General features: G+C 51.7%; 15 protein-coding genes and 1 pseudogene. 9 read left to right on the forward strand and 7 right to left on the reverse strand.

Annotated features, from left to right (window positions below; all coding sequences use genetic code 11):
- Positions 1-251: 251 nt before the first annotated feature.
- Positions 252-1339 (forward strand): annotated as a pseudogene (locus tag HZU72_RS10225) (IS3 family transposase).
- Between the two features lie 333 nt (positions 1340-1672).
- On the opposite strand, the gene HZU72_RS10230 reads toward HZU72_RS10225, so the two are convergent.
- The 3 genes from HZU72_RS10230 to HZU72_RS10240 all read right to left on the reverse strand — a co-directional run bounded on the left by HZU72_RS10230 (position 1673) and on the right by HZU72_RS10240 (position 7086).
- Positions 1673-2191, reverse strand: a complete 519-nt coding sequence (locus tag HZU72_RS10230; protein ID WP_180091708.1) for a 3'-5' exonuclease family protein — start codon at positions 2189-2191, stop codon at positions 1673-1675.
- A 2337-nt stretch (positions 2192-4528) separates the two neighbouring features.
- Positions 4529-5230: a GntR family transcriptional regulator gene (locus HZU72_RS10235; protein WP_180091709.1), complete on the reverse strand. Its 702-nt coding sequence runs from the start codon at positions 5228-5230 to the stop codon at positions 4529-4531.
- A gap of 62 nt (positions 5231-5292) precedes the next feature.
- The gene (locus tag HZU72_RS10240) at positions 5293-7086 is read right to left on the reverse strand and encodes an IlvD/Edd family dehydratase (RefSeq protein ID WP_180091710.1); all 1794 of its coding nucleotides are present in this window, start codon (positions 7084-7086) and stop codon (positions 5293-5295) included.
- A 213-nt stretch (positions 7087-7299) separates the two neighbouring features.
- Between HZU72_RS10240 and HZU72_RS10245 the strand changes: the two genes are divergently transcribed.
- The 8 genes from HZU72_RS10245 to HZU72_RS24010 all read left to right on the forward strand — a co-directional run bounded on the left by HZU72_RS10245 (position 7300) and on the right by HZU72_RS24010 (position 14694).
- Complete coding sequence (locus HZU72_RS10245) at positions 7300-8271, forward strand: tripartite tricarboxylate transporter substrate binding protein (protein ID WP_180091711.1); 972 nt, start codon at positions 7300-7302, stop codon at positions 8269-8271.
- A 48-nt stretch (positions 8272-8319) separates the two neighbouring features.
- On the forward strand, positions 8320-8820 hold the full coding sequence (locus HZU72_RS10250; RefSeq protein WP_180091712.1) for a tripartite tricarboxylate transporter TctB family protein: 501 nt from the start codon (positions 8320-8322) through the stop codon (positions 8818-8820).
- Positions 8821-8921: 101 nt separating this feature from the next.
- Positions 8922-10427, forward strand: coding sequence for a tripartite tricarboxylate transporter permease (locus HZU72_RS10255; protein WP_180091713.1), 1506 nt, complete (start codon positions 8922-8924; stop codon positions 10425-10427).
- Positions 10428-10453: 26 nt separating this feature from the next.
- The gene (locus tag HZU72_RS10260) at positions 10454-11575 is read left to right on the forward strand and encodes a mandelate racemase/muconate lactonizing enzyme family protein (RefSeq protein ID WP_180091714.1); all 1122 of its coding nucleotides are present in this window, start codon (positions 10454-10456) and stop codon (positions 11573-11575) included.
- A gap of 27 nt (positions 11576-11602) precedes the next feature.
- Positions 11603-12532 carry a dihydrodipicolinate synthase family protein gene (locus HZU72_RS10265; RefSeq protein WP_180091715.1) on the forward strand — a complete coding sequence of 310 codons (930 nt, stop codon included), beginning with the start codon at positions 11603-11605 and terminating at the stop codon, positions 12530-12532.
- Positions 12525-13541, forward strand: coding sequence for a 2-hydroxyacid dehydrogenase (locus tag HZU72_RS10270; protein ID WP_180091716.1), 1017 nt, complete (start codon positions 12525-12527; stop codon positions 13539-13541). Before HZU72_RS10265 ends, HZU72_RS10270 begins: the two co-directional genes overlap by 8 nt.
- Positions 13541-14143: an alpha-hydroxy acid oxidase gene (locus HZU72_RS24005; protein WP_268896347.1), complete on the forward strand. Its 603-nt coding sequence runs from the start codon at positions 13541-13543 to the stop codon at positions 14141-14143. The genes HZU72_RS10270 and HZU72_RS24005 overlap by 1 nt, the downstream gene beginning before the upstream one ends.
- A 56-nt stretch (positions 14144-14199) precedes the next feature.
- Positions 14200-14694: an alpha-hydroxy acid oxidase gene (locus tag HZU72_RS24010; protein WP_328736913.1), complete on the forward strand. Its 495-nt coding sequence runs from the start codon at positions 14200-14202 to the stop codon at positions 14692-14694.
- A gap of 76 nt (positions 14695-14770) precedes the next feature.
- On the opposite strand, the gene HZU72_RS10280 is transcribed toward HZU72_RS24010, so the two are convergent.
- From HZU72_RS10280 to pglZ, 4 genes are all read right to left on the reverse strand, one after another.
- Complete coding sequence (locus tag HZU72_RS10280; protein ID WP_180091717.1) at positions 14771-15133, reverse strand: hypothetical protein; 363 nt, start codon at positions 15131-15133, stop codon at positions 14771-14773.
- Positions 15130-16032 (reverse strand): integrase domain-containing protein, encoded by a 903-nt coding sequence (locus HZU72_RS10285; RefSeq protein WP_180091718.1) that lies wholly within the window; start codon positions 16030-16032, stop codon positions 15130-15132. Before HZU72_RS10285 ends, HZU72_RS10280 begins: the two co-directional genes overlap by 4 nt.
- 1407 nt (positions 16033-17439) lie before the next feature.
- Positions 17440-19512, reverse strand: a complete 2073-nt coding sequence (gene brxL, locus HZU72_RS10290) for a protease Lon-related BREX system protein BrxL (protein WP_208458032.1) — start codon at positions 19510-19512, stop codon at positions 17440-17442.
- A 122-nt stretch (positions 19513-19634) separates the two neighbouring features.
- Positions 19635-22265: a BREX-1 system phosphatase PglZ type A gene (gene pglZ, locus HZU72_RS10295; RefSeq protein ID WP_180091719.1), complete on the reverse strand. Its 2631-nt coding sequence runs from the start codon at positions 22263-22265 to the stop codon at positions 19635-19637.
- Positions 22266-22464: the final 199 nt, after the last annotated feature.

A 22464-nucleotide genomic window follows, 5' to 3' on the forward strand; every position in this document is an offset into this window, starting at 1 on the left:
GTTTGACGCCTGACTCGACGAGATCAGTCCCACATTTTTTTTGCAGCTTTAACAGTCTTCGACACTCGATATATACTGGCAAGCTAATTTATTAGGTCAAATTAAACGCTTCTAATTATTTAGGCCGCGACGATGATGCTGGCTTAATGTGCTCAAGGGAACCGATAGGCTACTAGCTTGGCTTCGACGTCACCCCCTGATTGAGTAGCGCTACACTTTAGAGTCCGATCCTATGCGTAAGAAGATTGGACATGAAGAAGAGTTTCAGCAAAGAACAGATCATTGGTTTTCTGGGCGAAGCAGAGGCGGGACTGCCCATTAAGGACCTATGCCGTCGCCAGTTACTATCTATGGCGCAGCAAGTATGTCGGCATGAGCATAACCGATGCCAAGCGACTCAAAGAACTCGAAGCCGAAAATGGACGCTTGAAAAAGCTGCTTGCGGAGTCGTTACTGGAGATGCAGGTCACTCGCGAGGCGCTGAGAAAAAAGTGGTAAGTTCCCCTGCACGCCGAGACTTGGTGCGCTTTATGGTGTCACGTGGCCTCAGTGAGCGCCGAGCGCTCCGTGTCATCCGTATGAGTGCCAGTGCATTGCGCTATCAATCGGCTCCTGACCGTAATGAGGTATTGCGTGAACGCATTATTGCCTAGGCCCATCGGCATCGTCGCTATGGCGCTGGCATGATCTACCTGAAGCTGCGTCAAGCCGGTGAACGCGCGTCGAGCGTTTCTAAACCGCGGCTCGGTTGTAGGTGAAGCGACGCAAGCGTAAGAAGGTTCCCACGTCTAAACGAAAGCCCCTTGGCCGCCCTTGTGCCGCCAACCAGGTCTGGTCGATGGATTTTGTGTTTGACCGTACGGCGGAAGGTCGCGTGATCAAGAACCTCACCGTTGTCGATGACGCCACCCATGAAGCCGTGGCTATCGTGCCTGACCGTGCCATTGACGGGCTGTCGTTAACACGGATTCTGGATCATCTGGCTATACAACGTGACCTGCCAAGCGCCATTCGTACGGATAATTGAAAGGAGTTCTGCGGACGCGCCATGCTGACGTGGGCTCATCAGCGTGGTGTTGCCCTGTTTTTAATCGAACCTGGAAAACCCAACCAAAACGCCTACATCGAATCGTTCAATGGGCGTTTTAGAGACGAATGTCTAAATGAGCACTGGTTCACCAGCCTGAATCACGCGAGGGTCATCATCGAGGCGTGGCGACGGGAATACAACGAGGAAAGACCGAAGAAAGGACTTGGAGGATTAACGCCTTCCGCCTATGCCGAGCAACGGGTGTTAAAAAACGATAAAGTAACTTCAGACTCTAAACCCGGGTGCTAATGAAGATGGGGTGACGTCGGCTTGGTAGGCAGCTATAAAGATACTAATGTGGAGAGAAAGATGTGGGCTCTATAAACTCAAAATGAAAGAATACAGGTTGTTTGAAAATGGCTAAAAACTGACATATTTTATTACAATCAAATAGTTAAGAAAAAACCAGTAAATGATAAAATGAAGTTTTTATAGAATTATCACCCATACTATCGACCATAATAGCTACGATCTGTGCAAAAGGATATGAATCGGCACGGATATTTAAGACACAAGTTAGGCTCTAAAAGCCTGTTTAAAAAGTGTGCCAGGGAATCCAGGATATAAGAGATACAACTTGTATTAGCAAGCGCCATAATTCGAGTAGCTCGCGAGGACGGCTTTAGCGTAACGCTCAGCATCAGCCTTTGCACGGTGTGGTATGGCCAGGTCTTTAAGTACGCGTTGAAGCGATAACATGTGTTGCTTGCTAAGCAATTTATGAAGCTGATGAAAATCAGCCAATTCGAACGAAGGCGCGACGCTTGCCGCTTCGTAGAGTCTATTTAGCCAGAAATGATCTGAATCCAGCCCATCACAAAAGACAACTTCACACCCAAGCATATTGTTGAGCAGCTCGGCCGCTCTATCGACGGGTAAACCCTTATCGAATAGCTCTCTTCGCTTGATACCGTGTATTGCCTCTGCAGTTGGACTCCAATGCGCCCAATCCTCAAGGGGACGAATGAGAAACCCATCACTATTACCTAGCGTATCAGCCCATCCAACTTCTATTGGATAGCTATTAGGCTGGTGAAGCCCAGACGCCTCAATATCAATGAAAGTTATAAGAGGAAAATCACTTGCGGCTAAAATATCCACTGGTCTCCTACACTCCGTATTCTGTATGGGCTTTTTTTAACCGTTCTTAGCAACATAGTTATAGCAATCCCAGCCTGTGCGATAAGACATTTAGAGCTTCAACCTGCTCTGAAAAGCATATTCAATCAAGGACTTCGTGCAAATAATTATCAAAATAGAATTTAGCTCAAAACACTCATTAATTCACTGTCAGAGTTAGACTTCAGGCTTTATCGGAACCTAAGCATAAAATCAGCCTACAACTGCAAAAAAGAAGATTTAAGCTTCATTGTTCACAATAAATTAACTTACCTGAATTTGTCTATAATAATATTACCTAAAAAAATACGCCAGTTATTTTTTTTCATTTTTTCGACGTCGAATTTCATATCCCGCTGCAATTAGCGTCCCAAACATAATGATCAAAATAGGTGAGACGCCAATTAAAAACTTTGACAATTCGCTCATAAACTTCGCCTTCTTAAAGTCAATGGTATATAGATATTATAGCATCAAATATTTTCCTAACTAAAAAATCATTAAAAAAACAACAATCATTTAAATTCACCCTCACCCAACCTCTAATATAAACTAAAAAATCACCTCCCCCGCGATTACTTTTTAATTTTTACCATGCAACATTGAGCTTTATAACTTAGCCCTTTGAATTATTATGATGCAAGTATTCTTTTATACCCACGCGGCAATGTTTCATTGCTATAGATGGAATCCTTAAATTTTTAAAGGGGCCGGCACATTAACCGGTCACATCACTCAGCCACACTCAATAGTATGTAGAAAACGCCAAACCTGGATTGCCCCGATCTCAGTTCCACAAGGTATGATAAGTACTCATACTCAGCAGTGCTTTGCTAGAATGAGACAGCCTTTGATTGCGGCCCACTTGTTTTCGAATATCTTAATCGCGAGATGACTAATGGTAGCAATCCTATAAAAACGTTCTGAAGCCACGTGGATCAGGTTCTTCCCATCCCGTCTACAGAATCTTCCTGACGATTGTTTTTAGATTAATATCTGCGCTCGAAGGTCACCCTGATGCATAGCTGCGATTTTATTCAAAGGCATCTACTCCGCCCACTTCTGCTTGATCATTCCCAATAATGATGCCTAAAAATCACGCGGGGCAGAGTACGAGGGCTCGTACCCCGACAGGCTTCTCCGAATGAAATATCCCAAAAAATCACGCGGGGCAGAGTACGAGGGCTCGTACCCCGACAGGCTTCTCCGAATGAAATGTCCCAAGAAATCACGCGAAGCAGAGTACGAGGGCTCGTACCCCGCCTGGCTTCTCCAAATGAAATATCCCAAAAAATCACGCGGGGCAGAGTACGAGGGCTCGTACTCCGCTTGGCTTCTCCGAATGAAATGTCCCAAGAAATCACGCGAAGCAGAGTACGAGGGCTCGTACCCCGCCTGGCTTCTCCAAATGAAATATCCCAAAAAATCACGCGGGGCAGAGTACGAGGGCTCGTACTCCGCTTGGCTTCTCCGAATGAAATGTCCCAAGAAATCACGCGAAGCAGAGTACGAGGGCTCGTACCCCGCCTGGCTTCTCCAAATGAAATATCCCAAAAAATCACGCGGGGCAGAGTACGAGGGCTCGTACTCCGCTTGGCTTCTCCGAATGAATTGACCCAATGTAATCACGCGGCGTAGCGTACGAGGGCTCGTACCCCGCCTGACGTCTCCGAATGAAATGACGCTAGGTCATCCCCGGGTTAGCATCCGAGGGCTCGAACTTCGGCTGGCTTCTCCGAATGAAATGTCCCAAGCAATCACGCGGGGCAGCGTACGAGGGCTCGTACCCCGCCAGGCTTCTCCGAATGAAATGCCCCAAGAAATCACGCGGGGCAGAGTACGAGGGCTCGTACTCCGCCTGGCTTCTCCGAATGAAATGTCCCAAGAAATCACGCGAAGCAGAGTATGAGGGCTCGTACACCGCCTGGCTTCTCCAAATGAAATGACCCAATGTAATCACGCGGGGCAGCGTACGAGGGCTCGTACACCGCCTGGCTTCTCCGAATGAAATGTGGCCAGCAAATCAACAGAAAGCCCGATCCACATGGAACCATGTTTCATGATAAAAACTCTTCGAAGCGGAAAAACACAAGAGGCGCAGGACAATCCTAGCAACTCAACAGAGCGCCGCTCTAGCAACAACTATAATGATCGACCTAAACCCTAAGATACTGGGTGCATGGTAGGCAAACAAAAAAAATCTGCAGCATTCTATCCATCAATAAGATAAGGCCCAACCGGGTGACCGGCTGGGCCTTATGATGTTTGACGAGTTTTTAAACGTAGCTAAGACACACAAGTTTCTACAAGCTGAGCCATTTAATCTTGAGTTCCAGAATAAAGTTCTAAGTAGCGGTTTTTGGAGGGTAGTAGATGCTGGCGACACAGCTCAGACAGGCGTTCGCGGTCTTCGTCGCGAATGGCGTCAATCATCAACTGGTGTTCATTTCTGGCTTGAGCTAGAGCATCGCGATCCGTAATCGCAATGAAGCGGATGCCATGAGCCTTCTGAGCGAATTCATTAATGGTAGCGTACAAGTATTCATTCCCACAGGCTCTGAATAAGGTGCGGTGAAAAGCGATGTTCATATGAAACACCTGCCTAAGGTCGTGAGCGTCCACAGCTTCGCTGTGACACTGATGAACCTCCTCAAGCTCTGTAAGCCATTCCTGCGGAGCCGGCAGTGGCAGCCTACTGACTGCCGCTAGTTCGAGAATTTCGCGCATAGCGTAGATATCCTCGACCTCTTCCGGCGGATAACTCCTGACGAAAGCACCTCTGTTTTTGATGCGCTCAGTCAATCCGATGGTATCGAGCTGGAAGAGAGCTTGGCGAACAACATGTCGCTTGCAGCCGAAGCGCTCCATCATGGCCTCTTCGACCAGCCGCTCACGTGGGTGCAGGCGACCGAGAACGATGTCCTCTTCTATAGCGGCCACAATGTCATCGACACCATATGTGGGGCTAGAGGGTAGAATCTCGGTGCTGCTCGTAGAGAGCGGCTGGGCGGTTCGGTTCATGATCGCTTTCTCAACAGCATTCACTGCAGTGCATAGGGATAATAAGTGTAACAAACTCGCTTTCAGGCTTCATGCTGTCTCGGTATCCGGCACGTAGGTTCAGGTCGGCAAGCGCGAAAATCGCAGCCCTCCTCGGCTTGAAGGATTTGCTCCATAAACAGGCGTCGATATCCCAATAGCGGTGCCCCGCCCTCTTCGCTCCTAAAAGCCTGCCGCCGAGCATCAAGCTCCGCCTCGTCCACTTCTAGGTTTAACTGGTTATTAGCAACATCCAGCGATATGAAATCGCCATCGCGTACCAACCCAAGGGGGCCGCCCTCAGCTGATTCTGGGGAGACGTGGAGCACGATAGTGCCTGCCGCGGTGCCACTCATGCGTCCGTCGGAAATGCGCACCATATCTTTGACGCCTTGCGAGGCGAGTTTTTTGGGAATCGGAATGTAACCCGCTTCTGGCATACCTGGTGCCCCTTTGGGCCCGATATTCTGTAGTACTAACACGTCCTCAGCGTGCACATCCAGTTCCGGGTCATCGATGCGGTTAGCCAAGTCTTCTAAACCTGTGAACACGACTGCACGACCACGGTGTGTCATAAGCTCAGCTGAGGCGGCTGATTGCTTAATAATGGCGCCGGACGGTGCCAAGTTGCCGCGCAATACGGCTATGCCACCCTGAGCATAGACCGGGCTTTGCATTGGCCGCACGACCTTTTGGTCTATGAGATGGACGGCGGCATCGATGTTTTCACCCAGGGTATGACCATTGATAGTCATGGCGTTCAAGTGTAACAACGGTTTTAACTCACGTAGCAAGGTGGGCAGGCCGCCTGCTCGATGCAAATCTTCCATGTACCCTTCTCCTGATGGCTTGAGATCCATCAGTACAGGGGTTTCCTGGCTCATTCGGTCAAATGCCTCAAGATCAATATCGATGCCTAAACGCCCTGCTATTGCGGTCAGATGAATCAACGCATTAGTCGAACCGCCCAAGGAGAGCAGTACGCGCAAGGCATTCTCGAAAGCTTCAGGGGTGAGAATTTGATCTGGCGTAACGCCTGCGTGTGCAAGTGCAACGGCCTGCGCGCCTGACTGTTCGGCAATGCGTTGCCGATCGGCGTAGACGGCAGGGGCGGTGGCGCTGTTGGGCAGCATTATTCCCAGTGTTTCGGCTAAGCAGGCCATAGTGCTTGCGGTTCCCATTACCGAGCAAGTACCCACGGTAGGGACCAACTTGTCGTTGACTTCGTTAATTTCCGCTTCGTCGATGTCATTACCACGGTAGGAGGCCCAGTAACGGCGACAGTCGGTGCAGGCTCCGACGCGCGTACCACGGTGTGAGCCAGCGAGCATGGGGCCGGTGACAACTTGTACCGTCGGGACACCAGCACTGGCGGCAGCCATCAACTGTGCTGGGACGGTCTTATCACAACCGCCGATCAGCACCACAGCATCCATCGGCTGGGCTCGGATCATCTCCTCCGTGTCCAATGCCATAAGATTTCGCAGGTACATGCTGGTGGGGTTAGCGAAAGATTCATGAAGGGTAATGGTGGGAAAGTCTACTGGTAAGCCGCCAGCGAGCATGACGCCACGCTTAACGCTCTCGACCAATCCAGGCACATTGCCATGACAGGCATTGTAGCCACTGTAGGTGTTGGCAATCCCAATGACCGGACGCGAGAGCGCATCATCCGTATATCCCATACCCTTGATGAAGGCCTTGCGCAAAAACAGTGAAAACTCCGCGTCGCCATAGTTGGTAAGGCGATTGGACATGCCCAAGGTGGGGCGTTGGGCTTCCGTCTCTTTACGGTTGTTGCCGTTTCCTTTGTTGTCTTTATTGAAGTCCTTGCTCATTACAGTTTCCTCTATTTTGTTCGCGGCTTGTCGTTGTAGAAGGGTCCGTCGTTACCGTTCTTAACCTCTAGGCTAGGTGGTAAAAATCTCACTGGCAAGATTATCAATAATATTATTGACAATATTATTGATATACAACTACGTTGGTTAGTGCAAGCACGACTTGCGTGCCAATATGCACCACAACTACAAACAGCACTTGAGGAAACAACTATGCAAATCCGAGGAACTCACGCCATTACCCTATTATCTGCCCTGATGCTTTCTGGAGCCGCTCAGGCGGAGTATTCAGCAGCCGATGAGATTAAGGTGCTTCAAGGATTTAAGGCAGGAGGAGGTAGCGATACCTTGGCCCAGTTGACCCAACCATTTTTGCGAGAATCCCTGGGCGTGGAATTTATTAATGAATACATTCCCGGCGCCACAGGCGCGATTGCCTGGACGCGGCTAACCCAGCAGTCGGCAAATGATGGCAGCGTCATCAGCATCACCAATACCCCGATGCTGATGACGAACTACATCATGAATGATGCCATCAACTACTCAATTGATGAGCTAACGCCTATCGCCAACGTGGTAACCGACCCAGGTGTTATCGTGGTGCCGGAAGACAGCCCCTATCAAACAGTGGAAGATTTTCTCGCTGCTGCTGAGGAACGCCCCGGTCAGATTACGGTGGCAAACTCAGGCGTCGGCGGTGATGACTTCTTTTCAACCATCATGATTGAGAAGGCAACGGGGCTGTCCTTCCAAAAAGTGCCTTTCCAAGGCGATGGCCCCTCCGCGACAGCCGCCCTGGGAAGCAAGGTCGACGCCAGTTTCAATAACCTTGGTAATGTCTATGGCCACATTAAGTCGGGCAGCCTGCGCCCCCTCGCCGTCTTCACCAAAGAGCGTCTAGATATCCTGCCTGATGTGCCCACCATGATTGAGAAAGATATTGATGTCGTGGCCGGCTCTTCACGCGGTTACAGCGCACCAGCAGGCATTCCAGATGAAGCTCGCGATGAGCTGATTGCTGCCTTTGAAGCCCTAAAAGATAACGAGGAATTCCAGCAGACGGCTCAGGAACGTGCCATGAATCTCGACATCCAGACCGGTGACGACTACGGCCAGATGATGCAAGACATGGAAGGCCAATTCGAGGAAATCTGGGCAGATGTCAAAGATGAGGTCAACCAGTAAGTCGCTTAACCGGCAGAGGGAAATGGCAAATCGACAAAGGGGTATGAAATGAACATAAGTCGTCTAGTCTTAGGATTTTTTGCCATTGGCATAGCAGCGACCTTTTATATCACTGCGATGGGCTATCCGGCTAAGGCGGCGAACATGCCCCTTATCTATTCAGTTGCCGTCGCCTTATTGGGAGCGGCGATGGTGGGCCAGGAAGTATTCAGTATCCTGCGTCGGCGTCAGCTCTCGACCGAGGGAGCAGCAACCTCCAATACTGCCGCACCAGAGGAGGAGAGCGTCAGCGGCCAAGCTAGGCACCGCAAGCCATGGAAGGCAATGCTGATTTTCTTATTGGCCGCCGTCTACCTCTACACCATATCGATAACAGGGTACCTGATTGCCACTGTTGGTTTCATGGTAGTGGCGTTAGCGATGATCGGACATGTGTCGTGGCGCTTCGCCGCCATAGGCATTGTGGTGTTGGTCGCGGTGGTGTGTGCGGTTTTCATCGGCTTTCTAGGCCTGCCTGTCCCGCTACTGCCGCCTCTGTATTCCTCATAACGACAATTAGAGCACCCCTTATTCCCGGCTCGCATGGCTTAGAAAGGCATTGCAGCGCGCTGGGAGGGGGTGCCTGACGCAGGCTTCTGGAGTCTAGTCATATGGATAATCTTGTTTTGGTGGGCCTGACCAACGTCATCACGTTCACCAATATCTCCCTGATACTTGGCGGCACCCTGCTGGGTCTGTTTGTGGGCGCCATGCCAGGACTCTCGGCAACCATGGCGTTGGCGCTGCTGTTACCTCTAACCTTTGGCATGAATCCGGCCTCGGGTCTCAGCATGCTGGCTTCGCTCTATGTGGGGGCCTCCTACGGTGGCTCTATCGCCGCCATTCTATTGAAGACGCCAGGCACCCCTTCGGCCGCAGCGACTGTTCTCGATGGATTTCCACTATCGCAACAGGGTCAGGCCGGGAGAGCGTTAGGGGTTTCACTCTTCGCTTCTTTTATCGGTGGCCTGCTGAGTGGCATCGCTCTGCTCACTGCAGCGCCATTACTTGGCGTACTGGTGCTCAAGTTCGGCCCTATCGAGCTGTTTGCGATCGCCGTATTGGGTATCACCATCATTGGCTCTCTATCACAAGGCTCTGTCGTCAGCGGTCTACTCTCTGGCACCTTGGGATTATTGTTGAGCACGGTAGGTATGGATCTGATCACCGGTACGCCACGAATGACGTACGGGGTCATTAACCTGTTTTCGGGTATCGAATTCACCGTCGCACTGATCGGTCTGTTCTCGATCCCGCAAGCGCTGATATTGATCGAGAATGCCCATGGTGCTCAGAAGGTGGCAAGCAAAATCACTGATAGGTTGATTCCGCCTCTCGCTGAGATTCGCCGCTTGTTACCCAATATCTTCCGTTCCAGTGGCATCGGCATCATCACTGGCCTAATTCCCGGTACCGGCGGCGATACTGCCAGTTGGTTCGCTTACAACGAAGCCAAGCGCTTTGCCAAAGATAAGAGTCGCTTTGGCAAGGGAGACATTGCGGGTGTCGCTGCACCTGAAGCGGCCAACAATGCGGTAGTGGGTGGTGCCTTGATACCCACCATTGCTCTGGGTATTCCTGGCAGTTCCTCTACTGCCATTTTGCTAGGTGCGCTAATGGTTCAAGGCATCCTGCCCGGCCCTAACCTGCTGACAGACTATGGCGATGTCACTTACACCCTCATCTGGGCAGTGATTTTTGCCAACATTGGCCTACTGCTAGTGGGGCTGCTGTTTACTCGACTCTGCGTAAGCGTGACGCGGGTACCTGACAGCTTTGTGGCTTGCTCGATCATTACGCTATGCGTGATTGGCGCCTTTGCTATCAACAATAGCTTGTTTGAGGTTGGGTTGATGCTGGGCTTCGGTCTGTTTGGCTACTGGATGAATAAAGCAGGTGTGTCACCCGCACCGATGGTAATCGGTTTAATTCTGGGCCCAGTCATGGAGACCAGTTACCAGCAATCGATGCTAATCGGGCAAGGCAACGTGAGCATCTTTTTGACTAGCCCCATCGCGGTAGTGCTGTTATGCATTGCTGTCTTTTCAATACTGCAAGCAACTCCCCTCTTTCGCTGGCTGCGGGTTGCACTGCGCCAGCGTACTCAGCCTGAGTGACCTTACTCTCAATCCGAGGATTCATCATGACAACGATAACCGACGTGCGTACTCGAACGGTCAATGTACCGCTAGACAACCCCACCAGCTTTTCCAATCGACAGGTACTTAAGCGAGATTATGTGCTAGTGGAAGTGGTGGGTGATGATGGTCATATAGGCATTGGGTTTTGCTATGGCGGGAATAATGCTGGCTCACTAGTGGCAAATGCGGTACGGGAACTGCTGAAGCCGGTGCTGTTGGGAGCGGACGCTCATGCGACCGAAGCACTGTGGCAAGCAATGTATCAGGAATCGCTTCTTCATGGCCGCAGCGGTTCGGTGATGCGTGCCATCAGTATTTTGGATACCGCGCTGTGGGACCGTAACGCTCGGGCAGCGAAACTCCCGCTCTATAAATTTCTGGGCGCCAGCGATACTCACAGCGTGCCGGCTTATGCCAGCGGGGGCTACTACCTGGATGGCAAGACGCCCGCGATGCTTGGGGAAGAAATGGCTGGCTACGTAGCTAAGGGCTTCACCGCGGTAAAGATGAAAGTGGGACGAGAAGATTTGGCTGGAGAGGAGGCACGTCTGGCGGCAGTGCGTGAGGCAGTGGGCCCCAATGTGCAAGTAATGATGGATGCCAACAATGCCTGGCGGGATCTGCCGTCGGCGTTAGCCTTCATGCGCATGGCAGAACCTTATAATCCGTTCTGGATCGAGGAGCCCTTTAGCCCTGATGACATCGACAACCATCGCCGCTTAGCGGAGCGCACGCCAGTTCCGGTAGCCACCGGTGAAATCGAAGCGGGACGCTGGCGCTTCAAGGAGCTGCTGGACAAAGAAGCAGCCATGATTTTGCAGAGTGATGCGGCGGTTTGTGGAGGCATCACTGAGTTTCGACGTATCGCCGCCACGGCTGCCAGCTATGGGGTGGATATCTATCCGCACTGGTTCCACGACTTGCATATCCATCTAGTAGCATCGGCACCCAACGTGAAGATGGTCGAGTTCTTTGCCGACGATCAGGTGCTCAACTTTAGGCGCCTTGTGGATACCCAGTTGGAGTTTGCCGACGGACAATTGCTACTGCCCACCGCACCCGGACTTGGTTTTGGCTTTGATCAGGCTTCGCTTGAGCGCTATGCCATCGAGCCCTGGCAATAACGACCTTACAACAACAAGGAGAATATTATGTCCCAAGCGAGTGGAGATGTTTGGTCACCCGTCATTACCCCCTTCGGCACCGATTTGGCGCCGGATACCCAACGCTTTGTGGCCCACTGCCAGTGGCTGGCATCAAATGGCGTTGGCTTGGCCGTGTTCGGCACCAATTCCGAGGCCAACTCAATGACAGTGGCTGAAAAGCAGACGCTGTTAAAAGCGCTGGTGGATGGCGGTGTCGACCCCACTAGGATTATGCCCGGCACCGGGAGCTGTACAATTGATGATTGCGTGGTGCTGACACGCGAGGCAGTGGACGCTGGCTGTGCCGGTGTGCTGATGCTACCGCCCTTCTACTATAAGGGTGTTAGCGACGAAGGCTTGTTTCGCTACTACAGTGAGGTGATCAATCGCGTCGCAAATTCGCGCCTACGGATCTACCTCTACCATATCCCGCCGGTCACTCATGTCCCGCTCTCGTTTGAACTGATCGAGCGTTTACGTGACGCCTTCCCGGGCATTATTGCTGGCATCAAGGACAGCGGCGGAGACTGGGCACACACCAAAGGGTTAACCGAACGCTTTGCTGGGCAAGACTTTGCCGTGTATGCCGGCAGCGAGCGGTTCCTGCTGGATACCCTTCGGGCAGGCGGCGCAGGCTGCATTAGTGCCACAGCCAATGTCAATCCGGCGGCCATCGTTGAGTTGGCCCGGCATTGGCAAGCGGACGATGCTGACGATCGTCAACAGAGCCTTAATGTTATACGCGACCTGTTTGAACAGTACCCACTGATCCCTGCCATGAAGGTTGCCACAGCTAATTTCTCGGGAAATGACGCTTGGCGGCGTGTGCGACCGCCCTTAGTTGAGCTGGAGGAGCAGCGTGCGTCTGAACTCGTGTCTTCGCTTAAAGCTACAGGGTTTCAGATGGAAGGGTTAGGCGAGGCGAGCCATGGCTGAGCAAACGAAAAAATGGCGTATCGTTGCCGTACGGCGGCTCAGTGAGGCCCAGCTTGGGTCGCTTTCGGAGGTTGCCGAGGTCGATTACTTCGAAGACGTGGACGAATCAAATCGTGCTGATTTCATGGCAGCGCTTTCCAAGGCCCATGGACTAATTGGCGGCAAACTGGAGCTCAACGAGGCAATGTTGGCCAAGGCACCAGGGCTACAAGTGGTTTCCACCATTTCAGTGGGCTATGACCACCTGCCTCTTGAGGCACTTAACCGGCGCGGCATTCTTCTCTGCAATACGCCCGATGTGCTGACTGAAACCACCGCCGATACGGCATTTGCGTTAATTATGGCTACCCAGCGGCGGCTAGTCGAACTGGCCAACCTTGTCCGCGATGGCGGCTGGCGAACACATATCCGTCCCGAATACTTCGGTATTGATGTACACGGCAAAACCCTAGGCATCGTGGGTGCAGGCCGTATTGGTGCGGCGATTGCCCGGCGTGGGGCGTTGGGTTTTGGTATGCCCATTCTCTATACCGCCGCCTCATCCAAGCCTGCGCTTGAGCAGCAGTTAGGGGCGCAAAGGCGTGAGCTGAATGACCTGTTAGCCGAAGCAGATATCGTCTGCCTCAGCGTGCCCTATAACAGCGATACACATCACTTAATTGACGCAGATGCTCTAGCACGGATGAAACCGACGGCATCACTAATCAATATAGCGAGAGGTAAAGTGGTCGACGAGCCCGCACTGATCGAGGCACTCCACTCCGGCGGAATCCGCGCAGCTGGGCTGGATGTGTTCGCCGAAGAACCTCTTCCCGCCAATTCGCCCCTGGCTGCCATGAATAATGTAGTAACGACACCGCACATTGGCTCGGCAACCCATGAAACACGTGAGGCTATGGCACAGTTGGCAGTCGATAACCTACTGGGGGCGCTAACCGGTAGCGGTCCTCTCAATGCTGTTAATGAAGACGACTGGCGTCGGGCTACTGCTGATACTAAGGAGGCATGATGCCTCATCGCTTAGAACATATCTTGAGCCTCAACGATTTCGAGCGAGCCGCTCGGCGGCATTTACCGCGACCGCTATTTGGGTACGTAACGAGCGTAGCTGAGGACGGCATTACCTCCCAGTCTAGCCGTGAGGCCTTCGATAAATATGCATTTCTTCCTCGGGCGTTGGTGAACGTCTCCGGTGTATCGACGGAAACCGAGCTCTTTGGCCGCCGCTATGCCTACCCTTTCGGTATAGCACCCATGGGTATTAGCGCCCTAACTGCTTATCGGGGTGACCAGGTGCTGGCACAAGCAGCAGCAGACAGCGGCATCCCCATGATTGTCAGTGGTACATCATTGATACCCATGGAGGAGCTTTCAGGAGCAAAAGGCTCGGATTGGTTTCAAGCTTACCTGCCCGGAACCCCAGAGGAAATCGACGCCCTGCTGGCACGTGTTGAGCAAACAGGATTTAACAATCTGGTGGTCACCGTGGACTACGCCGTGCCGCCGAATCCCGAAAATCATCGTCGCGCTGGCTTCTCTTCGCCGCTGCGCCCTAGTCTACGCCTAGCTTGGGGGTGGTACGGCCGCGATGGCTATTCGGGACTTTTCTGAAGACGTTGTGGCATCACGGTATTCCGCATTTCGAAAATAATGCGGCGACACGTGGTGTGCCGGTACTGGCAAAGAACGTCAACCGTGATTTTTCGGGCCGTCGGCATCTTGATTGGTCGACGCTCGATCAGGTTCGGACAAGGTGGAAAGGTAATCTAGTGGTAAAAGGAATTTTGCACCCTGACGACGCCCGGCGTGCTGTCAGCGCGGGTGCCGATGGTTTAATAGTTTCCAATCATGGCGGCCGACAGCTCGATGGCACTGTGGCCCCACTAACTATGCTACCTGAGGTAGTAGAGGCAATTGAGGGAGCAGTGCCTGTGATGATAGACGGCAGTTTCCGCCGCGGCAGCCAAGTGCTCAAAGCACTATCGTTGGGGGCAAGCTTCGTGTTTCTCGGTCGCCCCTTCAACTATGCGGCAAGCATCGCTGGCGAAGCCGGTGTGAAGAAGGCCGTTTCGCTGCTGGGTAGTGAAATGGAACGCAACATGGCGCTGTTGGGCGTAACCGATGTGGAGGAATTGACCACCGACTTGTTACGGCGGCATTGACCTCAACTACCCTACTAAAAAGTATTCAAGTGAATCAGGCACTGCTTGCTCATCTATGACACAGTGCCTTTTTTTATCAACTAGACGACTTGCGCACTCGGATGCTCTCATCTTGTTCACGACTTTTTTGCGCCTCTGCAAGCGCTGCGGAGCTAAACGGTTTTGGCGGGCCCCCATCCTTACCCGCTAATCCCCAAAGAGACTTGAGAGCATAGTAATGTTGCAAGCGGGTCGCATCCGATTTATCCAGCATCGATTCGGATTTCCAATACCGGATGACATGTTTAGCACCAACCTGGCCCATGCAAGTTGCCCCTTGGGACGAACAAAAAATTCCAAACGCAAGCATTCTCTTCTGCTGTTGTTTCCTGTTTTGTTTTCCACCTTTTCGCACGTACCCATTAGACAGCACTGTAATTTGGCTCGTCAGCTTGCTCATGCCATGCCTCCTACGTAAGCAGACACTACGCTTATTCGGTTATGGCCTAGCTCAAGAGCGATCTGTTGCCTTGCTATTCGATCTGCCTCCCTATCCACTATTACTCCTGTTAACACCGGGGCATCATTACCGGTGATCTGTTTATAGCGATGGCAGGCATAAGCTGCGCGCAAATCGTGATATTGCTTAATGTTGTGCTTTTTAATGACAGCCCTTGCTTCGAATAGCTCTCTTTCACGAAAAGCATGCCAATCGGAGTCAGACTTCAGTACAGACCGATTTTTCTGTTGAACCTCTGCAGACTCACGAAGTGCCACCAGCTGGTAAGAATGGCGTAACTCTGCAAAACGCGCTCTTCCGCCCTTGGTCCCAGCTGAGACATGAAAGCGCCCGATTTCGTTACATTGTGCCAGCGCTTTGTTTGTATCCAGTAGTGAAGCTTCTTTTACACGCAAACCAAAACACCAGGCTAATTGGACGATAGCAGCAGCTCGTATCAGCCCATTTACTCGCAATTCTGCAACAGCTTTATCGATATCGTCTTTGTCCATACCCGACGGCGCCTGAACACGCACTGCCATTCGCTTGGGTATGCCACAATCTTTTACCGGTTTAACCGCTCGCCAGCGGGTATTGACTAGCTTCATTACCGTATTTACTGCACTTACCAGACGCTGGGCATATCCAGCGCTGCATTCGTGGGCATTAACCTTTTGAGCGAGCTCTTTACCATAGTTGATAGCAAGATCGCTGGTAATGTGCTCAAGCCTTCGAATCCCCTTTTCATGTGCAAAATTTGAGAATTTTGACCACGCTTGATGAATGCTAGACACGCTCTGAAATGACAAATTTTTTTTCGGTATCTCGCGATCCAGAAGAATACGTGCTGCAGAAGTCATACATCGCGTACCCACCCCACAATTTCTACTGCCCATGTACACCCCATATAAACTATCTCGTTTGAAGGTTGGAGTTGCCCGCCTAGTCATGCCAGCGCTAGGCAGCAACCCCATATTTTTGCTCGAAGCCAACACCTAACTAGACGGTCAGTTCTATTCGCACTCAGTACGTTGAGACACACGCGAGCAAACGACGATTTTGAGGGAGGCGTCGTGACCTCCTGTTTTTTGATTGCCATGATTTTTTTCCTCTGGGTGCTGGCCAGGCTCGCTACATCTTTCGAATAAAGAAGAGCAACCCATTTCGCAGTCAAACCATTGAGCGTTTGTGGAAGTTTTTCACGCGTTTTCACGCACAAAACGATTGTTGAAATGCCCATATCACGGGCTCTCTTTAACCTTTTAAAGGCCTGTTACTTTTAAACCATAATATTTTGGTTCGTTCGTTAACGCCGAAATGACTATTTAGGTACAAAGATCACGCGATCATCAGTACGGCATTCAGTCGTTAGCTTTGATTTATTACGTAGGTACTTACATGATTAAAACTGGGGTAGCCCAGACATAGGAAGGTGAGGCTATGCCTCGTTCTGAAGAAAAATTTAGTGTGTTCCGGGGAGCCCGGTGATTTGATTGCTGGTTTATTCTCTTGCCCAGCTAGCAAGCTGATTTTTTGATTGCCCAGCCGCAATTTTTACTCGGCTAGTTTAACTAGTCGGTTCCAAAGCAGCATCAGGCCTAAATCATTGTTTTCTGCAATTAGACCAAGCTCTGGAGTGAGGGCTGAAAAATCATTCTTTGTCAAAATACTTAAAAGTACACTCAGTGTACTTTTAACGACCTTTTTAAGCTTTCTTTCATAAGCCGAAAGGAACCAAGAAGTGGCTAATACGCTGTGTGCACCTACAAAGCATCGAAAAGTACACTGAGCGTACTTTGTGGTTTGCATGGCGGGGAAATTTCTCATAACAATGGGCTATTGATACAGATTGAGAATTTCGACGGCATTTTGCTGGCTACCACTAACCGCGTGGGTAGCCTGAATCGTGGTGTGATGCATCGCTTTGATCTGAAAGTGGAGTTTTACCACTAGCACCTGAGCAGTTAAGTAATTTGCTTCAAGCAGTGCTGCCTGAACGCAGCCACGCCCTCAAGCCACCATTCCAATGGGCCACTTAGCGCAGCGTCGCGTGACACCTGGTAACGTTCGTACAGCACTAGATCACCTGAATTTACGTGGGTTACCCATTCGCCTGAATAAGCTACTGGTGCCCTTATCCTGGAAGAACGTGAGCAGCACGGTAATCGTCATTCCTTCGGCTTTATCTGGGTTAATCACCGAACGAAAACGTGCAAGAGATACACTACGCTCCCATGGTGGGGAGATGTAAATGAATAAGATTATCCTTAATCAACTCCAAGCGCCTTCACGACTGCGTCTATTGGCTCTGCATAGAAGCTGGTCTGAAATTTGGTAAATAGCTCGCCGGGGATGGTGGGAATATCCATGGCGCTGCTCATTGGCAGGGTGACTCGCTTACCGCCAGCATCGAAGGCGACCTGCAGACACTCTGCAAGGTTTTGAACGGGTTTTAAACTACCGCCCAGGCTCATATCGCCTAGCACCACCATTTGGCTTTGCGTAGGCTTGCTGACAAGGCCTGATGAAAACGCCACCAAACTGGCTAACGATAAATCACGCAGGACACCGCTATTTTGAAGATCTACTACATGGAGGTGGAAATCATGCTCCATGACCTTACGGGCACCGCTGATACGGCTGGCGTTGGCCTTGAAGTAATCAAATGCCATTTTGACCTGCTCTTTGGCTCCGGTGGAATTCCACAGACCCGACATCGCCAGCTTGCCGCTGCCTGTGGTTACCTGCATTTCGATGCGGTAAACACCTGGCATACCCTTGTCGCTTAGGCCAATAGTATGTATTACGCCCGGCTTACCTTGGCCTTCTGGAATCAGGCCACCTCCGCCCTGCTCTTTCACCGATACAAAGTGCTCTTCCAGGGTCTCCTTGTCGATGTAGCTGAAATGGACATCGTAAAACTCCATGCCACCAATTTTTTTCAGCTGCTCTTTCACCCGGCGTCGCACTTGCATGGCGTATTCCAAGCACTCCCCCACCTCTTCTTTCGCGTACTCACCATGCGGGAACATCAGTTTGAGCAGGCCAGAAACCGTTTTTCGAACAGCAATCACGTCACGCTGATTGAGGTTGTCACCCAGGGAGAAATAGCGATCAATCGCATCGGCAAAACTGCGCTTACGCATTTCGCGGAAAAATTCAGCCAGATAATCGACGATAAACCCATAGCGCTGGGTGAAGAACGATGGCCGCATCTTGGGGATTTCCCAGCCGGGAATGTAGGCATGAAAGCGATCAAAAAACGCTGCATCGATCATCGCATCAGGGAATGGCGTCAAAAGATGGCTGGTTTTCACCATCGACTCAACGCTCTGGTTGATATTGCCCACAAACACCATTGAGGCCGATGCCTCCATCTGCTCACGCCCGCGGGCGAATGAACCAGAAGCCATATAATCCTTCATGATCTGCACCCCGTCATTATCCTTGAACGAGATCCCCGCTACTTCATCAAACGCCACCAAGTCCCACATGCCGACTAAACCAATGCGTCGTGAGCTCATGTTGTAGAACAGATTAGCTACCGTTGTCTGACCGCCGGAGACCAGAATGCTGTTGGGCGAGCACTCCTTATAAATATGGCTTTTACCCGTGCCACGTGGCCCTAGCTCACAAACGTTATAGTTATTTTCAACAAACGGGATCATCCTGGCGAGCAAGTGCCACTGCACGCTCTCGTCTAGCTCAGCGGGTTCCATGCCAATCGAGCGGATCAGTACTTCACGCCATTGTGAATTGGTGAACCCACGCCGCCCTTCAAATAGCTCGTCCATATTCATGTGCGGCATTTGAATCGGCTTGAGCAGGCTGACGCCGAATGGTGATGTTGTCTGCCCCTCTTCATGGAAGTAGCTGAGCGTTGCGATTACCCAAATACCGCCTACTAGAAGCTTTTCGTTCTCTTTGACGATGCCTGCAGAGATCTCAGCATCTTTGATGCCTAAGTTGCTAAACGCTGCTTCATAGCGGTCTTTCTTCTCGTTCAGTCGCACCGTGACACGATCAATGACCTTGAAGCTGCCCCGTTCCCGAACGATGGACTTCACCTTTTCCGCTTCATCAGGCCGAACGTAGTTATTCGTCAAAATCGCTTTAACGTTTTCCAGGCCTTTTGCAATCACCTCTGCATCATCAGATGCGCAGTACATACCCAGCAGGTACTCCAGCACGTACACCGGCACGTTGGCGCCCTCTTTCACGCGCTGAGTTAGATCCTTGCGCACCACTCGGCCAGCAAAGTGGCTATTGAGCAGCGTGTCCAAGTCTGCGTCGTGGAGCGAATCAGTCATTTGCGTAGCGGAAGATGGCTCGAAATCCATGTAGACGGTCACTCCTAAACGGCAAAAAAGAGCACAATTTTGTGTGTGAGAAAGCTAACTGGCAAAACGTTTACAGATGACAAATGGTTACCTGCATCGCGACTTGCCGGACGATCACTGGCTTAGAAGAAATCATCCGTAAAGGCCAAGTCGATCACCACACGGTAGCGCTCCCGCTCGGTGCCTAAGTCTTTATCGCGTAGCACCAGGAAATAGTCATTTTTACGGTCAAACGATGTACCCGAGAGCGAAAGGCGTACCGACTTCATGCGCTCGTTCATTTTGTCGCTGGCGCTATCGAAGGTGATTACCTCTTCACTGGAGACCACGTTACTGCCTTCATAAATCGCGACTGAAAGGGTGACAGGCCGCAAGCGTTCACTCACCGCTTCGGTTTGCAGCAGGTCGAAGCGCTGAATGTTATTGACCATCTTCAACGATGCCTTCGGTGAGATTACTTCGACCTTGCGGGTACTGCGTTTCTCGGCTTTTTCGCCGCGCAGCTGCTGTATCGTGAGCACCGGTACAACGATTTCTTGGGGCATGATGCCACCATGCACAAAGCGCGCCCCGCCCACAAAATGGAAACGGTGCGCGCCTTTGGGTATCCAGAACTGTGTGGCGCAGGTGGTACCTGCGGTATCGCGGGTATGCCCATGCCATACGTTGGGGTTATCAGGCAGTGATCCACCCAGCACATAGCGCTTTTTGCTTTTGAACGCGAAGGCAGGCTTGTCCGTTAGCGCCGTGCGATCGGTGGCATCCAGGGCGCTACGCTGGAATAAGAAACCGTGGTCTGCAGTCACCAGCACCGTGCTGGTATTCAAGTGCATCAAAATTTTACGGGTCAGCTGATCCAACTCATCAATGGCATCTTCCACCGCCGCAAACGTCTCGCTTTCGGTGTTAGCGGAATCCCCACGGGCATCCACCACATTTTGGTAAACGTACATCAGCTGGACGCCTTTGATTTTTTCGCGACCCTCTTCCCGAGACCACCCTTTCACTTCATCAGCGGTGACCGCCATGGCCTCACCACCCAGCGCTTCCTTTAAGAGTTTGCTACGGTTGGCGGTGCCCTGGGTTGATTGACCATTCACCAACACCGTATCACTGCCTGATTGATAGCTTAGCTCACGGTGAGGCAGCAGCGAGGCCATGCCCAGTGTGGTATAGCTAGGCACTACCCCCAACTGACTTTTTAACGTCGCTTCACTGTAACGCTTGGCATTGATGCGCTCGCGCAGCTCTTCGGCAGCCTCATAACGGAAGGCATCGCTAATCACCACGACCACGCGTTTTTGGCGGCTAGCGGCTAACTGAGGTTGCACCCAGTCACGGTAGAAGTTTTGTTGATTAGGGATGTTAGGCAGCTTCCAGTGCGTCAGCCGCTGCTCGGCCTCTACACGCTCGCTCCAGTTGCGGGTCAGCTGGCCTAAAAACCACTCGTCGTAACAACGCTCGACGGCGGTATCCAAGTTTTTCAGCAGCTCAACACCGGTCGCGTCAGATGCCACCGTGTAGTGGCGATAAGCCGTATCAAAACGGTATAGATCGGTTTGGTAAGCGTGGTAGAGCGCCTCAACGCTCTCAAAGTGAAACCCTTTGGCATGTTGGTGGCGCAGGCTGAACAGTGCAATTGCCGCAGTGAGCGCTGAGTACAGCTGCCGATAACGCTCGCGGCGGGCATCGTTTTTATGCCGAGACGCCCAATAGCCATCTAACCGCTCAACAATAATGCTATCAAATAACCGCAGGTCGCGAACATCAGCGGTGGGAATCGCTTGGCAAAGATCCACAATGATCTGCTTTTCCACCACCTCAAAAGTGGCCACATTGCTAAGCTGCTCTAGCGGCACATTATGCAGCTTGTCATCAATACGCTGCGCATCAGCCACCCAACCAGAGATCACATCGAACGCGGGGTAAAAACGCGAGCTATCCCGCCAGCGAGTCAGCAACGCCCGCGAGGAGGCACGGGCATTAACAGAGGGAATTGCCACCTGGCGTGCCCAGTCAGGAATATCAGAAATACTCTCGCAATAGCCAGTAATCAGCAACCGCAACATTAGCTGACCGAAATTCAGAGACGTTTCACCGCTCAGCTCTTCACGGCTGGCGGGGTAACCGACTTCGGCCTGCAGGGCACGCACAAAAGCAGGCACCAGGGCATATTTCTCGGCCTCAACTAAAGTTGGCGGATTCGCCTCTAACCCCAGCTCGTGGGTCACCGCCTCTTCTGCCAGATGAAACAGCAGCGTCGCCACATCTATTGACGCTGCCCCCACCACCACGGACAGCATCGCAAGATCCAGCTCATCTTCACTCATGGAAGGCGTGACTAAACGCTTTAACCCTTCAATACGCTTTCGGCTGGCTAAAAACGCCTGCCGCTGAGCTAGATGCTCGCGCAGCACATGGCGCGTAAGGCCCAGCTCATTAAAGATCATCGAGACGCGATCCGCATAAAACCGGCCAGAGTAAAGCTTTATATCCAGCAGCCAGTCATCTTCCGGTGCTGGCTCGGCGTAGGGAAAGTAGAGCAGTGTGGGCGTATCAGGCTCTTCCAGCTCCAAACGTAGCTTTACGCCCAGGGTCGACTCCCCTGCCATCGCGATCACCTGAACGCCTTCCAGCGCGAGCTCACTCAGCGACTCGGCAAAGTGGCCGGGGGCGTCGTACCAGAACACAATCCGATGGTGGTCGGTGAAGAAGGCGTGTTGTAAGCCCTGCTGGAGTTGTTCGAGCTGCATATAGCCTCTTTACCAATAAACACCGTGGAAGCAATTACCTTTCGCTTTCCATCTATGTATTTTGAGGGATGGTTAACAAAAACATAAGTTTAAGGTGAAATTCTACCACGCGAGTAGCAGCAAGCGCCGACGCATCTGTAGGAGCGACTTAAGCACAACGACGTTAAATACGTGCTTGTGCGTACCACCCATACAAAAG

This window comes from Vreelandella sedimenti, assembly GCF_013416325.1.
In the GTDB taxonomy this organism is placed as follows: domain Bacteria; phylum Pseudomonadota; class Gammaproteobacteria; order Pseudomonadales; family Halomonadaceae; genus Vreelandella; species Vreelandella sedimenti.